Origin of the sequence: Paenibacillus sp. USDA918EY (genome assembly GCF_009870825.1) — a bacterium.
Taxonomy (GTDB): Bacteria; Bacillota; Bacilli; order Paenibacillales; family Paenibacillaceae; genus Paenibacillus_AQ; species Paenibacillus_AQ albilobatus.
This window is the reverse complement of the sequence record NZ_WTWY01000011.1, coordinates 118,802-134,555: the sequence shown is the minus strand read 5'-3', so window position 1 is coordinate 134,555 and position 15,754 is coordinate 118,802. Positions and strand designations below refer to the sequence as shown.

General features: G+C 52.3%; 15 protein-coding genes and 1 riboswitch. Of the genes, 5 read left to right on the top strand and 10 right to left on the bottom strand.

The genetic code is table 11. From position 1 onward, the window contains the following. Window positions 1–12 precede the first annotated feature (12 nt). A riboswitch (cyclic di-AMP (ydaO/yuaA leader) is annotated at window positions 13–155 on the bottom strand. Window positions 156–416: 261 nt separating this feature from the next. Next, a complete protein-coding gene (locus tag GQY55_RS20810; protein WP_160043812.1) occupies window positions 417–2,108 on the top strand; it encodes a CPBP family intramembrane glutamic endopeptidase in 1,692 nt (563 codons plus the stop codon). Between the two features lie 117 nt (window positions 2,109–2,225). On the opposite strand, the gene uvrC is transcribed toward GQY55_RS20810, so the two are convergent. Both uvrC and trxA read right to left on the bottom strand, forming a co-directional pair. After that, window positions 2,226–4,115, bottom strand: a complete 1,890-nt coding sequence (gene uvrC, locus GQY55_RS20805) for an excinuclease ABC subunit UvrC (protein ID WP_160043811.1) — start codon at window positions 4,113–4,115, stop codon at window positions 2,226–2,228. Window positions 4,116–4,343: 228 nt separating this feature from the next. Next, on the bottom strand, window positions 4,344–4,661 hold the full coding sequence (gene trxA, locus GQY55_RS20800; RefSeq protein ID WP_160043809.1) for a thioredoxin: 318 nt from the start codon (window positions 4,659–4,661) through the stop codon (window positions 4,344–4,346). 311 nt (window positions 4,662–4,972) lie between these two features. Here trxA and GQY55_RS20795 point away from each other — a divergent pair, with 311 nt between their 5' ends. After that, window positions 4,973–5,131: a YqzM family protein gene (locus tag GQY55_RS20795; RefSeq protein WP_160043807.1), complete on the top strand. Its 159-nt coding sequence runs from the start codon at window positions 4,973–4,975 to the stop codon at window positions 5,129–5,131. A gap of 92 nt (window positions 5,132–5,223) precedes the next feature. On the opposite strand, the gene dnaI is transcribed toward GQY55_RS20795, so the two are convergent. From dnaI to GQY55_RS20775, 4 genes are all read right to left on the bottom strand, one after another. Continuing rightward, window positions 5,224–6,180 (bottom strand): primosomal protein DnaI, encoded by a 957-nt coding sequence (gene dnaI / locus GQY55_RS20790; RefSeq protein WP_160043806.1) that lies wholly within the window; start codon window positions 6,178–6,180, stop codon window positions 5,224–5,226. Window positions 6,181–6,234: 54 nt separating this feature from the next. Continuing rightward, window positions 6,235–7,752: a DnaD domain protein gene (locus tag GQY55_RS20785; protein ID WP_160043804.1), complete on the bottom strand. Its 1,518-nt coding sequence runs from the start codon at window positions 7,750–7,752 to the stop codon at window positions 6,235–6,237. A 79-nt stretch (window positions 7,753–7,831) separates the two neighbouring features. Next, window positions 7,832–9,466, bottom strand: coding sequence for an alpha/beta hydrolase family protein (locus GQY55_RS20780; RefSeq protein WP_160043802.1), 1,635 nt, complete (start codon window positions 9,464–9,466; stop codon window positions 7,832–7,834). Window positions 9,467–9,563: 97 nt separating this feature from the next. Beyond that, on the bottom strand, window positions 9,564–9,860 hold the full coding sequence (locus GQY55_RS20775; protein ID WP_160043800.1) for a YuiB family protein: 297 nt from the start codon (window positions 9,858–9,860) through the stop codon (window positions 9,564–9,566). A gap of 221 nt (window positions 9,861–10,081) precedes the next feature. Here GQY55_RS20775 and hemQ point away from each other — a divergent pair, with 221 nt between their 5' ends. After that, a complete protein-coding gene (gene hemQ / locus GQY55_RS20770) occupies window positions 10,082–10,831 on the top strand; it encodes a hydrogen peroxide-dependent heme synthase (RefSeq protein WP_160043799.1) in 750 nt (249 codons plus the stop codon). Between the two features lie 67 nt (window positions 10,832–10,898). Here hemQ and GQY55_RS20765 read toward each other — a convergent pair whose 3' ends face one another. Both GQY55_RS20765 and GQY55_RS20760 read right to left on the bottom strand, forming a co-directional pair. Next, window positions 10,899–11,150: a hypothetical protein gene (locus tag GQY55_RS20765; RefSeq protein ID WP_160043797.1), complete on the bottom strand. Its 252-nt coding sequence runs from the start codon at window positions 11,148–11,150 to the stop codon at window positions 10,899–10,901. 1 nt (window position 11,151) lies between these two features. Continuing rightward, entirely contained in the window at window positions 11,152–12,345 is a 1,194-nt protein-coding gene (locus GQY55_RS20760) for an NAD(P)/FAD-dependent oxidoreductase (RefSeq protein WP_160043893.1), read from the bottom strand. Between the two features lie 571 nt (window positions 12,346–12,916). Between GQY55_RS20760 and GQY55_RS20755 the strand changes: the two genes are divergently transcribed. Further along, window positions 12,917–13,918: an NAD(P)/FAD-dependent oxidoreductase gene (locus GQY55_RS20755; RefSeq protein ID WP_160043796.1), complete on the top strand. Its 1,002-nt coding sequence runs from the start codon at window positions 12,917–12,919 to the stop codon at window positions 13,916–13,918. 205 nt (window positions 13,919–14,123) lie between these two features. Here the strand turns inward: GQY55_RS20755 and GQY55_RS20750 are convergent, their stop codons facing one another. Next, a complete protein-coding gene (locus GQY55_RS20750; RefSeq protein WP_156124595.1) occupies window positions 14,124–14,267 on the bottom strand; it encodes a sporulation histidine kinase inhibitor Sda in 144 nt (47 codons plus the stop codon). 370 nt (window positions 14,268–14,637) lie between these two features. Next, entirely contained in the window at window positions 14,638–15,300 is a 663-nt protein-coding gene (locus GQY55_RS20745) for a YheC/YheD family protein (protein WP_160043795.1), read from the bottom strand. A gap of 212 nt (window positions 15,301–15,512) precedes the next feature. Here GQY55_RS20745 and GQY55_RS20740 point away from each other — a divergent pair, with 212 nt between their 5' ends. After that, a complete protein-coding gene (locus GQY55_RS20740) occupies window positions 15,513–15,725 on the top strand; it encodes a hypothetical protein (protein ID WP_160043794.1) in 213 nt (70 codons plus the stop codon). Window positions 15,726–15,754 lie beyond the last annotated feature (29 nt).

Below are 15,754 nucleotides of genomic sequence, written 5' to 3'. Positions count from 1 at the left end.
CCTTTCGGTTTGGTTCCTGCTGCATAACGCCTACGAGGTTAGCTGACGGATTCGGGCATGCACAGGTTGCCCTATTCGCTTTTGGAAAAAAAGCGAAATTCACCCCAAAATAATGGTTCCCCCGTTTTCATATCGAAATTCGGCGTACGGATTATTCATTTGCTTCAAAGATTATAATCCTAAATGTTTTACATCACAAAGCCATAATTTGAATAAATACGTGGGAATACGGCCTGATTGCATCACAAATCTCATAAAAGTCTGCCTTTCTCTTGCGTTTACATACCCTTTCCTTGATTTTCATTAATTTTTCATGACGGATGAGGCTTAAAACTGGCTTTTAGGGGACATCGTATGCTATGTTTACGTTTATACTAGGTATGTATCATCAGAATTTTAATCAAAGGGGGCATTTCATGAATCCCGTCGGACAACCGCTGCGTCTCAAAGTCAATTACAAATGGCTGGGCGTATCCGCGGTCATCGGACTCGTTTTATTCGTCTTGTTCCAGATTCTTCCCTCGACCGCCTCGGAAACGCTGGAGCAGCAAAATATGGAGGTCATCAGCAAGGAGCAAGCCCAAAACGCCGCCGAGGCCTTCATGCAAAATACGCTTCATTTGCAGGTGGACCAGAGCAAACCGGCAGTGATCACGTATCGGTCGAACTCCGATTTTTACGGCTACTTGTCGAGGGAAAAACTGCTCGGCGAATACAACAAAACCTTCGAAAAAAATTATCCGTACGACGTGTTCCGCGTTCGGTTGGCCGAGCTTACAAACGAAGGTTATGCCAATATCGACGTACATATGAATTCGGGCAAGGTCGTCGCCTTTTCCGTAACGCCGCGTTATTCCAATTATGCGGCCGTGATGGCCGATCCCAATGAAGCAAAACGCGAAACCAAGCTGAAAATTGTCGAGGGCGACCTGTCCTTGGCGAAAAAGGAAGAGCTTGCCCAGCCGTGGCTGCAGCAGATGGGCTACGATCCGGGAAAACTGGAGCTGTCGACCAAAGATAACGAAATCGGGCTCGTTTATACGGATCCCGACCGGGCCATCGGCCGTTCCAGCCTTCAAATCAAATTTACGTTCGAGGAAGGCGCGATCCGCTCCTTCGATCAAACCTTCAGCGTGCCAAAAACGCATGCGGACTACGTCAATAAGCAGACCTCCTTGGCGCGTTGGCTGACCATTCTGGGGTACGGACTGCTGACGTTCGTGCTTGGCGTGCTCGCCATCGTCTACAGCGCGCTGACCCGGCATCACACCTCCTTTAAACGGGGCATCTTTTTGAGCGTGTTTTATTTTGCCGTATCCACGTTCAGCACGTACAACATGCTGCCCGTATTTCAAGGGGAAGGGGTTTCGGGTCTCGGCCTTACTTTGATGCTCGCTTTTCAAACCTTTTTTAACCTGGTGATGGCCGCCCTGCTGTACTTCTCGCTTGTCGGCGGGGACGGTTTATGGCGCAAAGCCGGCTGGAACGCCTGGGCGAGAGCCAAAGAACCGGGGTACGGCCCATTCGTGCTGCACAGCATGTTTACCGGCTATTTGTGGGCGTTTATTTTGATGGGCGTGCAATCGGTCATTTACATCGTGCTCGACAAAACGATCCACAGCTGGTCCACGACCGATGCCACGCAGTCGCCGTACAACATGCTTTATCCGTGGCTTCTCCCGATCATGGCGTGGATGGCGGGCATTTCCGAGGAGGCGGTCTACCGGTTGTTCGGGATTCCGATGCTGAAAAAACTGCTGCGCAATACGTTCATCGCCTGCTTGATCCCGACGCTCATCTGGGCTTTTGGGCATACGCTGTACCCGATCTACCCGATTTCGACGCGGCCGATCGAGCTGACGGTGATTGGACTGTTGTTCAGCTTTATTTTCCTGAAGCACGGATACATTGCCGTCATGTTCAGCCACGTCGTTTTCGACAGCGTCCTGATGAGCTTCAGCCTGTTCGCCCTTGGCGACGTCCCGGACATTCTGGCGGGAATCGTAACGATTATCATGCCCGCGGTGGTCGCTTACATCGTTTATCTGTACAATTCAAGAAAAACAAAAGGTTCTTCAGCCCCATCGCCGCAACCCGGCTGGCAATAAACTCATGAGTTTTTAACCCCCGCAAAGTGGGGCCTTGACTTCGAAGCTCATCCAGTTACTTTGCGGGGATCCCCGAAATTTATAAACTCTAAAACGTCAAAAAAAAGGAGCCATTGATCATGGCTCCTCATCCTGAAGGGCTTCAAGGATTTGCCTTGCAAGCTTGTCTCCGATGGAAAGAGGCCGGAAATCTTCGATGCTGGCCTCTTTTATTTTTTTCAGCGATCCAAAATGCTTCAGCAGCAGCTTGCGCCGCTTCTCGCCGATGCCCGGAATCGAATCGAGCTTCGACGCGACCATCGATTTGCCCCGCTGCTCGCGGTGGAACGAAATCGCAAAGCGGTGAACCTCGTCCTGAATCCGCTGCAGCAAATAAAACTCCTGGCTGTCGCGCGGCAGGTCGACGGGCTCGGGCGGATCGCCCACCATCAGCTGCGCCGTTCTGTGCTTCACGTCTTTGACCAGTCCGCATACCGGGATGAACAGACCCAGCTCGTTTTCCAGCACGTCGACCGCGGCGGAAATTTGGCCTTTGCCGCCGTCCACGACGATGAGATCGGGCATTTCCAGGTTTTCCTTCAAGACACGCTCATAACGGCGACGGATGACCTCGCGCATCGTTTCGTAGTCGTCCGGTCCTTGAACGGTGCGGACCTTATATTTTCGGTACTCTTTTTTATCCGGTTTTCCGTCGATAAAGACCACCATGGCCGACACCGGGTTGGTTCCCTGAATGTTGGAGTTGTCGAACGCCTCGATGCGGTGAAGATTTTCGATGCCGATGTATTGGCCCAAATTGGCGGCGGCTTTGAGCGTTCTTTCCTCGTCCCGCTCGATCAGCCTGAATTTTTCGTCAAGCGACACCTTCGCGTTTTCGACGGCCATGCCGACCATCTGCCGCTTTTTGCCGCGCTGGGGCACGAGAACCTTGACGCCAAGCCACTCCTGCAGCGACGCCGCGGCGCTCTGCGCATCCAGCGCGTCCCGGTTTTCCGTTTCTTCCGTTTCAGGACTCGATGCCTCCGGATTTTTTTCCGAGTCGGGCAGCAATATTTCCTGCGGCAGCGCCGGGTTGTCGCTGTAATACTGCGTCACGAACGACACAAAGTCGCTGTACGCCTCCCCGTAAAACGGAAAAGCGGTCGCGTGGCGCTGAACCATTTTCCCTTGGCGCATGTACAAAATTTGCACGCACATCCAGCCTTTGTCCACGGCGAAACCAAGCACGTCACGGTCCTTCGCGTCGGACGTCGTAATTTTCTGCTTTTCCATGATGGCGTCGATGTTCATGATTTGGTCGCGGAGTTCCTTGGCCCGCTCGAAATACAGCTCTTCGGCCGCTTCCTCCATTTTCCGCTGGAGCTCTTTTTTGATCTCCTCATGCCCGCCGCCCAGGAATGACTGGATTTCTTGCGTAATCCGCTCGTATTCCGAAGGGTCGACTTCCTTTTCGCAAGGCGCGAGGCATTGTCCCATATGGTAATAAAGACATACCTCCTTCGGCATTACGCCGCATTTGCGAAGCGGATACATGCGGTCAAGCAGCTTTTTGGTCTGCTGTGCGGCATAGGCGTTCGGATAGGGGCCAAAATATTTCGCCTTGTCCTTCAGCACGCGCCGCGTGACTTCAAGCCGGGGATGCGCCTCGTTCGTAATTTTGATGTACGGGAACGTTTTGTCGTCCTTCAGCAGCACGTTGTATTTAGGCTGATGCATTTTGATCAGGTTGCATTCCAAAATGAGCGCCTCGATGTTGCTGCCGGTGACGATATATTCGAAATCGCGGATATCCGCCACAAGCCGCTGCGTTTTTCCGTTATGGCTCCCGGTAAAATAGGAGCGGACCCGGTTTTTCAGCACTTTGGCTTTGCCGACGTAAATGATTTTGCCGTCCGCGTTTTTCATCAGGTAACATCCGGGCAAATCTGGCAGCAGCGCCAGCTTGTTGCGGATGTTTTCCTGCGCTTTTTCCAGCTCGGCCAACGTTTCGGCCTTTTTTTCTTCCATGTCTCCCCTCTCCCCCTTTCTTCAAAGATCCAGGAAGAATCACGATGTATGATTTTTAAAATGATTCGAAAATATAACTTTTATTATTATATGGGGAATCCGCCAAAATCCAAAGCGCATTTTTATGGGAGGAACCCGGCAAGGCTCAAAAAACGGCTTTCGTAAACGCAGCAAAGCGCCCCCGGAGGGTCCGGAGGCGCATCATATGGTTGAGCGTCAATATGTGGATTATTGATGTTTGGAAATGATGTTCTTCAGGTTTTCCTTCGAATTCAATCCTACCACTTTGTCAACCGGCTGGCCGTCTTTAAAGAAGATCAGCGTAGGGATGCTCATCACGCCGAAACGGGATGCCGTTTCCGGATTTTCATCCACGTTCAATTTGGCGATTTTGACGGCGTCTCCCATTTCGTTGGAGAGTTCGTCCAGAATCGGAGCGATCATTTTGCAAGGGCCGCACCAAGGCGCCCAGAAATCAACCAATACTGTACCTTGGCCTTCAATTTCAGCATTAAAGGATTGGTCAGTGACGTTTACAATAGCCATAATATTACTCCTCCTTATAAAAAGCTGAATTTTCATAAATCTTGAGGATTTGTGGAAAATCCCAACTGAAATGTCTTTGCGGACAGTTTCAGTATACCACACTTTTTTTAGAAATGTAAAATCCTTAATTACAGATCTTCCTGTGGTCATCCCCTGCCGTATGATCCAACTTATTGTGCCCTAAAGTATTCGCCATATATTCTTTACAAATTCTTTGGACTTTGGGTATACTAAGGTTAAACTCAGGTTTTACGTGTCAATGACCATGCTCATTTACATAAAGTGAAACCATCCTGAGGAGGCATTGTATTATGGATGCAAACGTGCACGCTAACGACCCGCGGGAACACGTCAATGAAGAGCCGCGCAATGACTTGATGGATCTGATGAATGGCTTCGGGGGCATGTCTTTGTTCATGATCCTCATCTTCGCGATTATGGTCATCATCAAGTTCGTGATTTCCGGCTAACACGCTCGGTAAGCGAGCTGAAACGAAAAAGCCTGGCCTATTATGCCGCACCGGCAGAAGGTCAGGCTTTTTTCTATTCGCTTCGGGTTGCTTCAGGAGCGGTTCCGCCGCTGGTTTTCGCCATGCAGGTGCACGACGTCGACAAAAGGCGAAATGCGGTCCATCAGCCGCTGCCCTTTGTACAGTTCCTCCCCGTCCTTGCTCGTAAAGCTGAGATGCTTCTCCAGGCTGGCAAGATCATAATTGGATGTGTAAAAGGTCGGTTTGCGGTTCATCCGGTAATTGAGAATGGCGCCGAGCACATGGTCGCGTACCCACGGGCTCAAATTTTCCGCTCCGATGTCGTCTAAAATGAGCAGGTCGCAGTTTTTCATGACCTCCACCGTCTCCTTGAGCTTCTGGCTGTCCTGAAGCATCGACTTCAGGTCCTCCATGAATTCGGGCATGTAGACGATAACGCCGGTATAACCCGCGATCGCCAGTTCATGAAGGAGATAACTCATCAGAAACGTTTTTCCCGTTCCGAAGGAACCGAACAGATACAGCCCTCTCGGCTGAAGGCCGTTATCCTTCACCTCGCGGATGTAACGGAAAACCTGGGACACCGCCGGCGCGCGCAGACGGTCTTTTCCCATGATTTCCACTTCGTTGTAGCCTTCCTCAAGCGCCCGTTCGTCGACGTAAAAGCTGCGGATCCGCTTCCGGATTCGCTCTTCGTTATGCTTGGCGATTTGCAGGGAGCAAGGAGCCTTGCGCTCGACGATTTCCAGCTTCCCGTTCTGTTCGGCCATCTCCAGCTTGGAGTAATGTCCCTCGAAATCGTTGGGGCATCGGTCGAGGCCCGGACAGTTCCGGCAGTTGCGCTGGTCGTGGACGTATTGGTACAGGCGAGGCAAATTGGCGCGAAGCTTGTCTTCATCCATCTCCGGACGTTCGGCGCGAAGCTCCCGGACGATCGGATCGTGCAGCAGCTCCTCGAAAATCGCCTGCGATTTTTTCAGAAACGACGGACCGTTCATTTGCTTAAGCAGTTGACCTAACGATTCCAAACCTTAAAACGCCCCCTTTCTGTCGAAAATAGTTCCGTTCACAACCATTCCGGCCTACATTCCCTTCTTTTTGCTCGCCTGCATTTCGGCCGCCATCCGGAGCATTTCCTCAAACTCTTCTTCGCTCACGGCGTTTGCGGCCCCGCTTTCCTGGGCGATCGGGATGTCGGGTTTGACCCGGGCGGACTTGCTGCCGTATGTACGGGATCTTCCGCCTCCGGAAGCCGCCGCCTGCTTTCCTTTCACCTTGGACTGGTCGCGGATGTATTGAACGGCCTTCTCGTACGTGTTGACCTGCTTCAGCAGCATGTTGGAAGCGATCGCCTCGACGAAGTTCCGGTTGATGCGCTGCTCGTTGCCGCCCGACGTCAGCAAAGACATCAAATAATGGATAAGGACGTTGATGACTTCTCCCGGCAGCTTGTAGCTGTGGTCGATTTTTTCGAAAATATCAAAAAAGTTGTCCGGCACCGAACCCGGAAAAAACGTCTTGAGCAGCCGCGTGTACGGTTCGTTGCGGAGCATCATGTTGTATTGGTGAATGTCGCATTTGGACTGGAATTGGACCGGCACGTCCAGGTAATACTCCATTTCGACGGCATGCTCCATCGGAGCCGGGTCGGCCGAATCTTCAGGCAGCCTGAGCGAAACCACCTTGCCGGCATACACCTCCCGCTGCTCCTGACGCCGCTTGTCCTGGCGAAAATGCAGGTTTGCCCGCCGCTGCAGTTCATCGAGCGCCACGCTGCCGTCGGGGGTAAACGCCCCGTCTTCGTCCAGCAGGCGGCAAAGATCCTGCACGCTCAAGTCGTATTTATGCACGACGTAATTGATAATCCCCATCTGCTCGTGGTTGAAGCGAAGCTTCTCGACATGGGCGCGATTGACCGAATCCTTCGGAAAACGGAGTATGATGTCGGCATAGTTCAGCGCGTCTTCGTTTGCCGCAACACGAACGCCGGGCTGCCTTGCCGAAGACACTTCGGAAAGCGCCTGCTCAAGCTCGTAATCGATCACATGCGTGTTCAGCTCGAAAATGTCGTAAAAAGCGAGCGAAATATTTTCCTTATGCCCTCCCCGCGGTCCCGCCAATTCCTCCGGCTCCCGGGCCCAAAGCTCCTCGCGGAGGGCCAGCACGGCGAATTTGCCGATTTTGTCCCGGAGCAGCAGCGTCAAATGCTGGGTGTTAAAAAACTCGGCCGGCGACAAAGGCTGCTGGAGCTCGTATTCATAGACATAATCCTCGTGCTCGGGCATGTACATGCGGCAGGTTTGAAGCAGTCCCACCGCTTCCAGCAGCGAGGCCTGCTCGATCAAATACCTGCGGCCTTTTTCGCTGGGCTCGAGCCCCAAAGTCAAAAACAGCCGCCGCTGCTGCTCGAGCGGGGAATAACCCAATTTTTCTATAGGAATCTGCTGAAAGAGCAGATGGTACAAACTGATGGCAAAGGCTCCGACCATGGGCTGATACGCCGAGCTCAGCATCCTGCTGTCCAGACTGCTCAGGCAAAAATCACGATAGACGCAAAACCTGTGATTTTCCGTAAAATGCAGCAGGCTCTTCATGTGCATAATTTGGCTCCTCCCATCGTAACGTAGACTTTCTCTATTCTATCATAAAAGGAATCCCCGCTCCGATATATTTCGACGATTATTTTGTCCCCAAATGAATCCAGTCTGCCAGATCCCGGATGACGAATTCGGGAACGTTCGACGCCAAACGGTATTCTGCTCCCGTCGATGGCCTGTCGTATAAAGCGTACATATGGTTCAGCCCGGGATATAATTTGCAGCTGACGTCCGTTCTTCCGCCAAGGGCCTGCTTCCATACCTTGATGCTGGAAGGGGGAACCTGCACGTCATTGCCTCCCTGAAGGATCAGGAGCGGCACATGCTGGCCGCGGGCGATCATCGGACCGCTGTACTGTCTGATATCGTACCACCAGTACGCATGGGGCAGCGGGAAATCCGCAGGCATATGCGCCTTGGAGTACCGGTCGTCGTGAAGCATGTCCACCGCCTGCCGCCACATGTCCGCATTCGCCTGTTTGCGTTCGAGTTCGGCGCCGGCTTCTCCCGCCTCGACCGCCCGCTTGAGGATGCCCTCGTACTGCGCAAGCATCAGATCCTCAAGCGCCCCGGAGGGAGCGGACAGCAGCATCGCGCCGGCAATCGCGCCTTCTTGGTCTTCTTCGATCATTTTCGGCACCAGCATGCCGCCTTGGCTGTGTCCGAGCACATAAATCCGGCCCGGATCGATCCGCTTGTCCTGCCGCAGTAGCTTGACGGCCGTGAGGCAGTCCTCGATCGTTTCCTCCCGGACCGTGAAGTCAGGCGTCAGCGAACGGTTGGGATATTCATATGTTCGTTTGGCGTAACGCAGAACCGCGATCCCCTCGCGGGCGAGCCCGACGGCGATGTCCCTGAACATTTTGCCGCCTCCGGACGATTCGTCTTCATCGCTCGGACCCGAGCCGTGAACGAGAACGACGGCAGGCACTTTTCCTTCGGCTTTCGCAGGCAGGGTTAACGACCCGGGAAGAGGAAGGCTTTCGGTTCCGACCGTCACTTGCTCCGTTACGTATCGGCCAGGGTCGTCATATGCAGGCGGCCGGTACAGACCGGGATCGCTCGGAAGCAGCGCCAGGTCGTCAAGCCGGCCGTCGCTGCCGAAACGGAGCTCCATCCGGAAGCTTTTGCCGCGCGGGGTTTGGTAGGAAAGGACGGCATTCCGGTGAACCCGGTTTTCGCGGGCGTCCGCCTTGGTCAGCGTCCAGGAGCCGTAACTTTCCTCGATATGGCTTTTGTAACGCTCCAGGACATCGGCCGGATACAGCTCGGCCAGGCTTGGATTCATCATCCCCCGCGCCTCTTCGTATTTTTCCAGCTGCAGCAGACGCATCCACCGCATGCCAAGGCCTGCCGCATCCCCTTTTCCTACGTCCCAGCTTCCGCCGCGCAGCTCCAGCGCAACGCCAAGCGCCTCGCGAAAAGACGCCAAAGGGACATACAGCCGGTGCTCCTGATCCATCGCCGCCGGCTTCGGAAGGTCGACTTGCCGGCCATCCGCATCGGACCGGGCGCTGCCGAGCGTTATTTTCCATTTGCGGGTCCCCAATACGGCCGTTGCCGCCTTCTCCTCGTGAATCCACAACACGCTCCCCCCCAAAGCCTCGACCGCGGCACGCAGAGGCACCTCCTGCGGCGCAGCCTTCCCGATCCCGGGAAAAAAACCGCAAACGACCACAAACGCCGCAAACCATGCAAGACAGTATTTTCCCTTCAACCTACCCTCTCCTTCTTTAACGGAAGCTACTTAAGATCATGAGGCTATAAGAAAAACAGCCCTCCTTCCGGAGAGCCGTCCCACTTTACGTTGTTCCTTAAAACATTTTAAATCCGCTTTTGCGCAGCTTCTGAATCGAAACGCCGCTGACGACCGCCCCGACAAGCCCGGCCACCCCCGTCAAATAATCGACGAGCCGGAAGGAGCCCAAATAATTGAGAAACGACGTGTTTCCCCGGTCCCACAGCGAATAAACCACGATCGGCAAAATGACAATAATAAACAAATAGGATGGAAACCAAGTGGTTTTCATAAGCATATTTAAGATGAAGCCGATTCCGAACATCATCATAAAAAATAAAACCATCAGCACCAATACAGGGATAAACTGCATGCTAACCTGTTCACCTCTTCTTCTCTATGACCCGCTCATGTTTTGCCTGAAGTAAAGTGCAGAAAACGCTTCTTATTTTATGTAGTTAGTTTACTAGAAAAAATGTCACGAAGCAACGAACATTAAGTGAATAGATTGTGACTTCATTTGCTCTTTCCCTTGCGATTGGGATACAATGGGGAGAAGGTGCAAAAGCAACTAAACTTGGGAGTGATCGATAAATGAACGAAGCAGCATCCACTTTAGAAGGCTGGTACGCTCTTCACGATTTTCGTTCCATCAACTGGACAGCCTGGAAATCCGCGGACGACGAGGAACGCGCCATGGCGCTCGACGAGCTGCAGGAATTTTTGAAAGAATGGTCCGAGATCGAATCCGCCAAACAAGGCAGTACGGCGGTCTACAGCATTGTGGGGCAAAAAGCCGATTTTGTCCTGATGCATCTGCGTGAAACGCTGGAAGAACTCAACGCGGTGGAAACCGCATTTAATAAAACGTTGTTCGCCCGCTTTACGACCAAATCGTATTCTTACGTCAGCGTCGTGGAGCTGAGCAACTACCTGGCGGGAGAAGGCGGCGGCGACCCGATGGAAAATCCGCATGTCGTGGCGCGGCTGAAACCGATCCTTCCGAAAACGAAATATATCTGCTTCTACCCGATGAACAAAAAACGCGACCTCAGCGACAACTGGTACATGCTCGACATGGAAGAGCGCCGCAACATGATGCGCAGCCACGGACTGATCGGCCGCTCCTATGCCGGCAAAGTAAAGCAGATCATTACCGGCTCCGTCGGCTTCGACGACTGGGAATGGGGCGTTACTTTGTTCGCCGACGATGCGCTCCAGTTCAAGAAACTCGTGTACGAAATGCGTTTTGACGAAGTGAGCGCGCGCTTCGGGGAATTCGGCAGCTTCTTTGTCGGACCTCTGCTGACGCCGGAAACCTTTGAAGAAATGCTGAAAGTGTAAAATAGCCCGTAAAAAAACATGCCTTCCGTTGCCGGAGGGCATGTTTTTTTGGGTGCGGTGAAAGCCGTCAATCGGACGCTTCTTCGGCGTTTTTGAGCGATTCCAAAAACTCGGCCGTGGCCCGGTCGCGGTCCCGGCTTTTTTCTTTCAGCCTTTCGATGGCCGGCAGAATCAAAATGTCGATTTCTTTTTGTACCGTGTACGCCAGATCGTAACGATTTTGATCCTCCAAATACCCTCCGACCTCCATCAATGCGTTATAACGGTCCAGCTCATCCCTCGTCAACAATGAACGGACCTGCACACTGCAGTGGCGCATTCTACAGGAACTTGCCTTTCCTTAGAACCAGCGGAATGCCGCCGATGATGAACAGATAGCGCATGTCGACGAGTTTTTTCAGCTGCGCCGCCTTCCAGCCTTTGTATTGTTTGTCGCCGACGATCGCGATGCCTTCGCCCTTGCCCAGGGAAGCGACGGTGCCTTTGTTCTGGAACGCGAATTTTCTCGGCTGCTGGTTGCGGATGGCCGCCACGATGTTATGCGCGCAGCATACGCCCTGCTGCATGGCGATTTGGGCGGTCGGCGGGTAAGGCCGTCCTTCCGGATTAAAGACGAGAGCATTGTCGCCGATAATATAAATGTTGTCGTGTCCAGGAGCATGCAGGTATTCATCCACCTTGACGCGGCCGCGGGCCGTTTCGAAGCCCGCCGCTTCGATCATATGGTTGCCGCGGATGCCTCCGGTCCAAACGACGGTAGCGGCTTTGATTTCTTCGCCGGTCGCCAGCAGAACGCCGTCCGGCGTACATTCCTGGATGGCGACGCCCAGCTTGAACGTAACCCCTTTTCTTTTCAGCACGTCCATCGCGTATTCGACCAGCTCCGGCGCAAATCCCGGAAGCGCGGTCGGCGAAGCCTCCACATTGTAGATGTTGACCTTGCTCGGGTCGACGTCGTATTCCTTGCACAGCGCCGGAATCCGGTCCGCCAGCTCCGCGACGAATTCGATCCCGCTGAAGCCGGCTCCGCCGACGACGAAGTTCAGGCGCTCCTGCGGATGCCTTTCGTTTTTGTAGAGCGCAAACTGGTATTCGATATGCTTGCGGATGAGGCGGACCGAGTTGATGCTGCGGATCGTCATCGCATAATCGGCCAAGCCCGGAATGCCGAAGGTTTCGGATTCGCCGCCTAAGGAAATGACCAAATAATCGTACGAAAGGGTGCCGTCTTCCAGGATGACCTTTTTTTCATGCGGACGGATTTCCTGCACGGATGATTTGACCAGGTCGATTTTGAATTCATCGATCAGCTTCGAAATCGGAACACGCGTATTTTCAACGCTGTCCGTGCCTGCGGCAGGCATATGCAAATGGGTCGTAATATAATGGTAGTCGTGACGGTTCACGAGCGTAACGTCGGCTTCGTTATAATTTAATTCCTTCTGGAGCCGCTGTGCTGTCAAAATACCTGCGTATCCCGCGCCAAGGATTACGATCTTGGGAATGTTGCTCATCATCTTGCTCCTTCCAAATCCTTCATTGTATGTTTATATATTTGTGAGACATTACAAAACTTATTGTGAAATTATACACTTTTATAATCACGATCAATGCGGGTCCCGGCAAACGGCGAGACGCGGATCCGAGTGCATTCCGACAGCTGCGGCATGCGTTAATCAGCGGTCAATTATAAAAGCAGAAAAAGAAGGCAAAATTTGTCCGAAATTCGACAAAAAGATGGTAATGCACAATTGAAATGATAGCTAGTTTCAGGCAAAAGATCAAGTCTTATTTGGGCCTGAAATCCGCGCCGGAAGCCGCCTTTCGCGGGCATTATCAAGCTGCTGTTACCATTTCCGCCATTCTGCATCCGGCCCTGCCGATGTGGACGAATTCACTTTCCAGCCGAGGCTGGATTATATTATAATAGGAAAGCGTCGATTGAAGCGTTTCGAGGAAGGCAGGTTGCATTTTAAGCGCTTTTTGCGCGTCGGGGATGCCGATCATCCGCCATGAAGACGATTCAGTCCGATATTCATAGATTTCTAAAAACCTTTACCAAAACCTGGAGGTGCAATATAAACGATGACAACACATACCGATGGTGTTGAAATATCCGACCTGCTCATCATTGGAGGAGGTCCTACAGGGATGTTCGCTTCCTTTTATTGCGGCATGCGCCAAGCTTCCGTCACGCTGATCGAAAGCATGCCGCAGCTTGGCGGACAGTTGACGGCCCTTTATCCGGAAAAGTACATTTATGACGTCGCCGGTTTTCCGAAGGTGACCGCCCAGGAGCTGGTGGACAACCTGTCCAAGCAAATGGAGCTCTTCCAGACCAACGTACGCCTGGAGGAGAAAGTCACTTCCGTCGTTAAAAAGGACGAACGCCATTTCGTCGTGACGACCGACAAAGGGGAATACCACGCCAAAGCCGTCATCATTACGGCAGGGGTCGGGGCGTTCCAGCCGCGCCGGCTTGAAGTCGAAGGCGCCGAAACATTCGAGAAAACGAACCTGCACTACTTCGTTAACGACCTGCAGCGGTTCAAAGGCAAAAAGGTGCTTCTGACCGGCGGCGGCGACTCTGCCGTCGACTGGGCGCTTATGCTGGAGCCGATCGCTGAGGAAGTGACGCTTGTCCACCGCCGCGACAAATTCCGCGCGCATGAGCACAGCGTCGAAAATTTGATGAAATCCAAAGTTCGCGTCGTAACGCCAACGGAAATCACGGCGCTGCACGGGGAAGAAGCCATTACGAAAGTGACGCTCACCCATGTCAAAACGAAGGAAACGCAGGACATCGAAGTCGATGACGTTATCGTCAATTTCGGTTTCGTTTCGACCCTCGGTCCGATCGCCGAATGGGGCATTCAGATCGAATCCAACTCGATCGTCGTCGATTCGAGAATGGAAACGAACATCCCGGGCATTTTCGCCGCGGGCGACATCACGACGTACCCGGGCAAAATCAAGCTGATCGCCGTCGGTTTCGGTGAAGCGCCGACAGCCGTCAACAACGCCAAGGTTTACATCGATCCGGACGCCAAGCTGTCTCCGGGACACAGCAGCAACATGAAGCTGTAACCGTCATTTTATATGATATAAGCCGCACAAAAAAGGGTATCCTTACCGGGAATGCGAACTGCAACTCCGTAAGGGTACCCTAATTTTTGATGTCGGCTTTATGTATCTCGATAATGGAATTTACACCTCCATAACGCCGTCAAATGGTACAACTATGCTGCATTTTCAAGGAAAAAACGATGGATGTGCATTGGATTCTTCCGACCTAGTGAACGATGCCCGGCGGATCGGCTTCAAGATTCCGTTTATGGATCTCCGCCAGAAGCAGGGTAATAAAGTCCCGGTCGAGCATCAATTCAACGGCTGCATGATAAGAATCTAGAAGCATTTCATCCGTCAAGATAGCCATTCCCTTCACATCCTTTCCTTTATTTTCCTCGAATCTATCATATCAAACATTCCACATCGGAACAAGCGTTCGCAATATCCACAGGTTGTTGTGGAAATCCTGTGTATAATTTGTTAGCAAGTGTCGTAATACCAATAAAAATGCAGTGGATTTTGGGGATAACACTTATACACAGGAAGGAAAATTGTCAACAAAACAAAATTTATTTTTTTTATGAGGATTTTGCAGAAATCCAAAAAGCGGCGTTCAATCAGCAATATATAGAGCGAAACGGTTTAATCCGTCTATATATTGTACCCTGGCGCGGCAGGAATCGAATTTTGCAAAATCCTAAATCTATCAAACCCGAAAACGCGTTCCATAGCTTTGGTTACTGCGGGCGCGTATTGACTTCAAAGATCCAAATTTTCCCGTTACGATCCAGCCCGTAATCGAATCCAAGCGAACCGATGCCCGGGAAATGGCTTTCCAAAATGGCCGTGCATTTGCGCGTCAGATGGCGCATTTCGCTTTTTTTAGCCGCCGAAGAGATGTGCGGGAGCGATCTGCGAAGCCCCTCCCTGCAGGGCAACAAACGCCCTCCCTTGCAAAGATTCGTGACGAACAGCCCTTGTCGCGCCAATCGGCCTACCATAGCCCTAAACTCCCAACGATCCCCCGATTTGACATATTTCACGCGGTAATCAATCGGGCGGCCTTGAATGCTCGCTAGATGGACGCCCTGTTGGATCAAATATTTTCTTTTAACCTTTGTCCGGAGCAGCGCTTGATACATCGCGTCAAACGACCCGTAACGGCCCGTCTTGAAAGAGCGGGTAATGCTGTAGCCCCCACCGGACCGGGTTATTTTGATCACGCCGTATCCGCCGCCCCCTACGATCGGTTTCACGACGACAAATCCATAGGATTCGAGCATCCCGTACAGATTTTCCTTATTTAGTCCTTTGGTTTGCGGTATATAAGGGGCCACTTCAGGATCTGTCAGCAGTGCTTCAGTTTTCAACCACTTGCTAGCCAGCTGTCTTCCCCCCACCTGTACCGCCTCCTTTCTCAACTAGTATCTTTTAGCATACTCGGAGAAAGCCGTTCTCTCTTGTATGTTTGTACATGAACGGTAAATATGGAGGGAAAAAGGGGGGATGCGGAGTAAAGCAGGCCGCAAAGAGCTATAATAGTTCTATTGGCGTCTATGGTTTTATCGGATATAATTGGATTTGAATGTGACAAAGGGAGGAAGCTCACACCGTGGCTGAATTTTTTAGAATATTGTATTGGATCGCCATGATCGGCATGTCGATTTCGCTGGTTGCCGTTACCGTCGGCATTTTTGCCATCGGATTCAAGTTCATTAAGGATAAGCGCAAGGGGCTGGGAGCGGGCTGCATCGTTTTCTCCATCCTCGCAGCAGCCATGATCGTGTTTATGGTCAACCATACCTTTATTATCCCGGCGTCCTGAAGACCGGCACGATACTTACGAGCAACGCG

What these genes read in the sequence shown, in the direction of transcription:
- GQY55_RS20810 (WP_160043812.1), top strand. Translation starts at nt 417, where the DNA reads ATGAATCCCGTCGGACAACCGCTGCGTCTCAAAGTCAATTACAAATGG.
- uvrC (WP_160043811.1), bottom strand. Translation starts at nt 4,115, where the DNA reads ATGGAAGAAAAAAAGGCCGAAACGTTGGCCGAGCTGGAAAAAGCGCAG.
- trxA (WP_160043809.1), bottom strand. Translation starts at nt 4,661, where the DNA reads ATGGCTATTGTAAACGTCACTGACCAATCCTTTAATGCTGAAATTGAA.
- GQY55_RS20795 (WP_160043807.1), top strand. Translation starts at nt 4,973, where the DNA reads ATGGATGCAAACGTGCACGCTAACGACCCGCGGGAACACGTCAATGAA.
- GQY55_RS20785 (WP_160043804.1), bottom strand. Translation starts at nt 7,752, where the DNA reads ATGCACATGAAGAGCCTGCTGCATTTTACGGAAAATCACAGGTTTTGC.
- GQY55_RS20775 (WP_160043800.1), bottom strand. Translation starts at nt 9,860, where the DNA reads ATGCAGTTTATCCCTGTATTGGTGCTGATGGTTTTATTTTTTATGATG.
- hemQ (WP_160043799.1), top strand. Translation starts at nt 10,082, where the DNA reads ATGAACGAAGCAGCATCCACTTTAGAAGGCTGGTACGCTCTTCACGAT.
- GQY55_RS20765 (WP_160043797.1), bottom strand. Translation starts at nt 11,150, where the DNA reads ATGCGCCACTGCAGTGTGCAGGTCCGTTCATTGTTGACGAGGGATGAG.
- GQY55_RS20760 (WP_160043893.1), bottom strand. Translation starts at nt 12,345, where the DNA reads ATGAGCAACATTCCCAAGATCGTAATCCTTGGCGCGGGATACGCAGGT.
- GQY55_RS20755 (WP_160043796.1), top strand. Translation starts at nt 12,917, where the DNA reads ATGACAACACATACCGATGGTGTTGAAATATCCGACCTGCTCATCATT.
- GQY55_RS20750 (WP_156124595.1), bottom strand. Translation starts at nt 14,267, where the DNA reads ATGGCTATCTTGACGGATGAAATGCTTCTAGATTCTTATCATGCAGCC.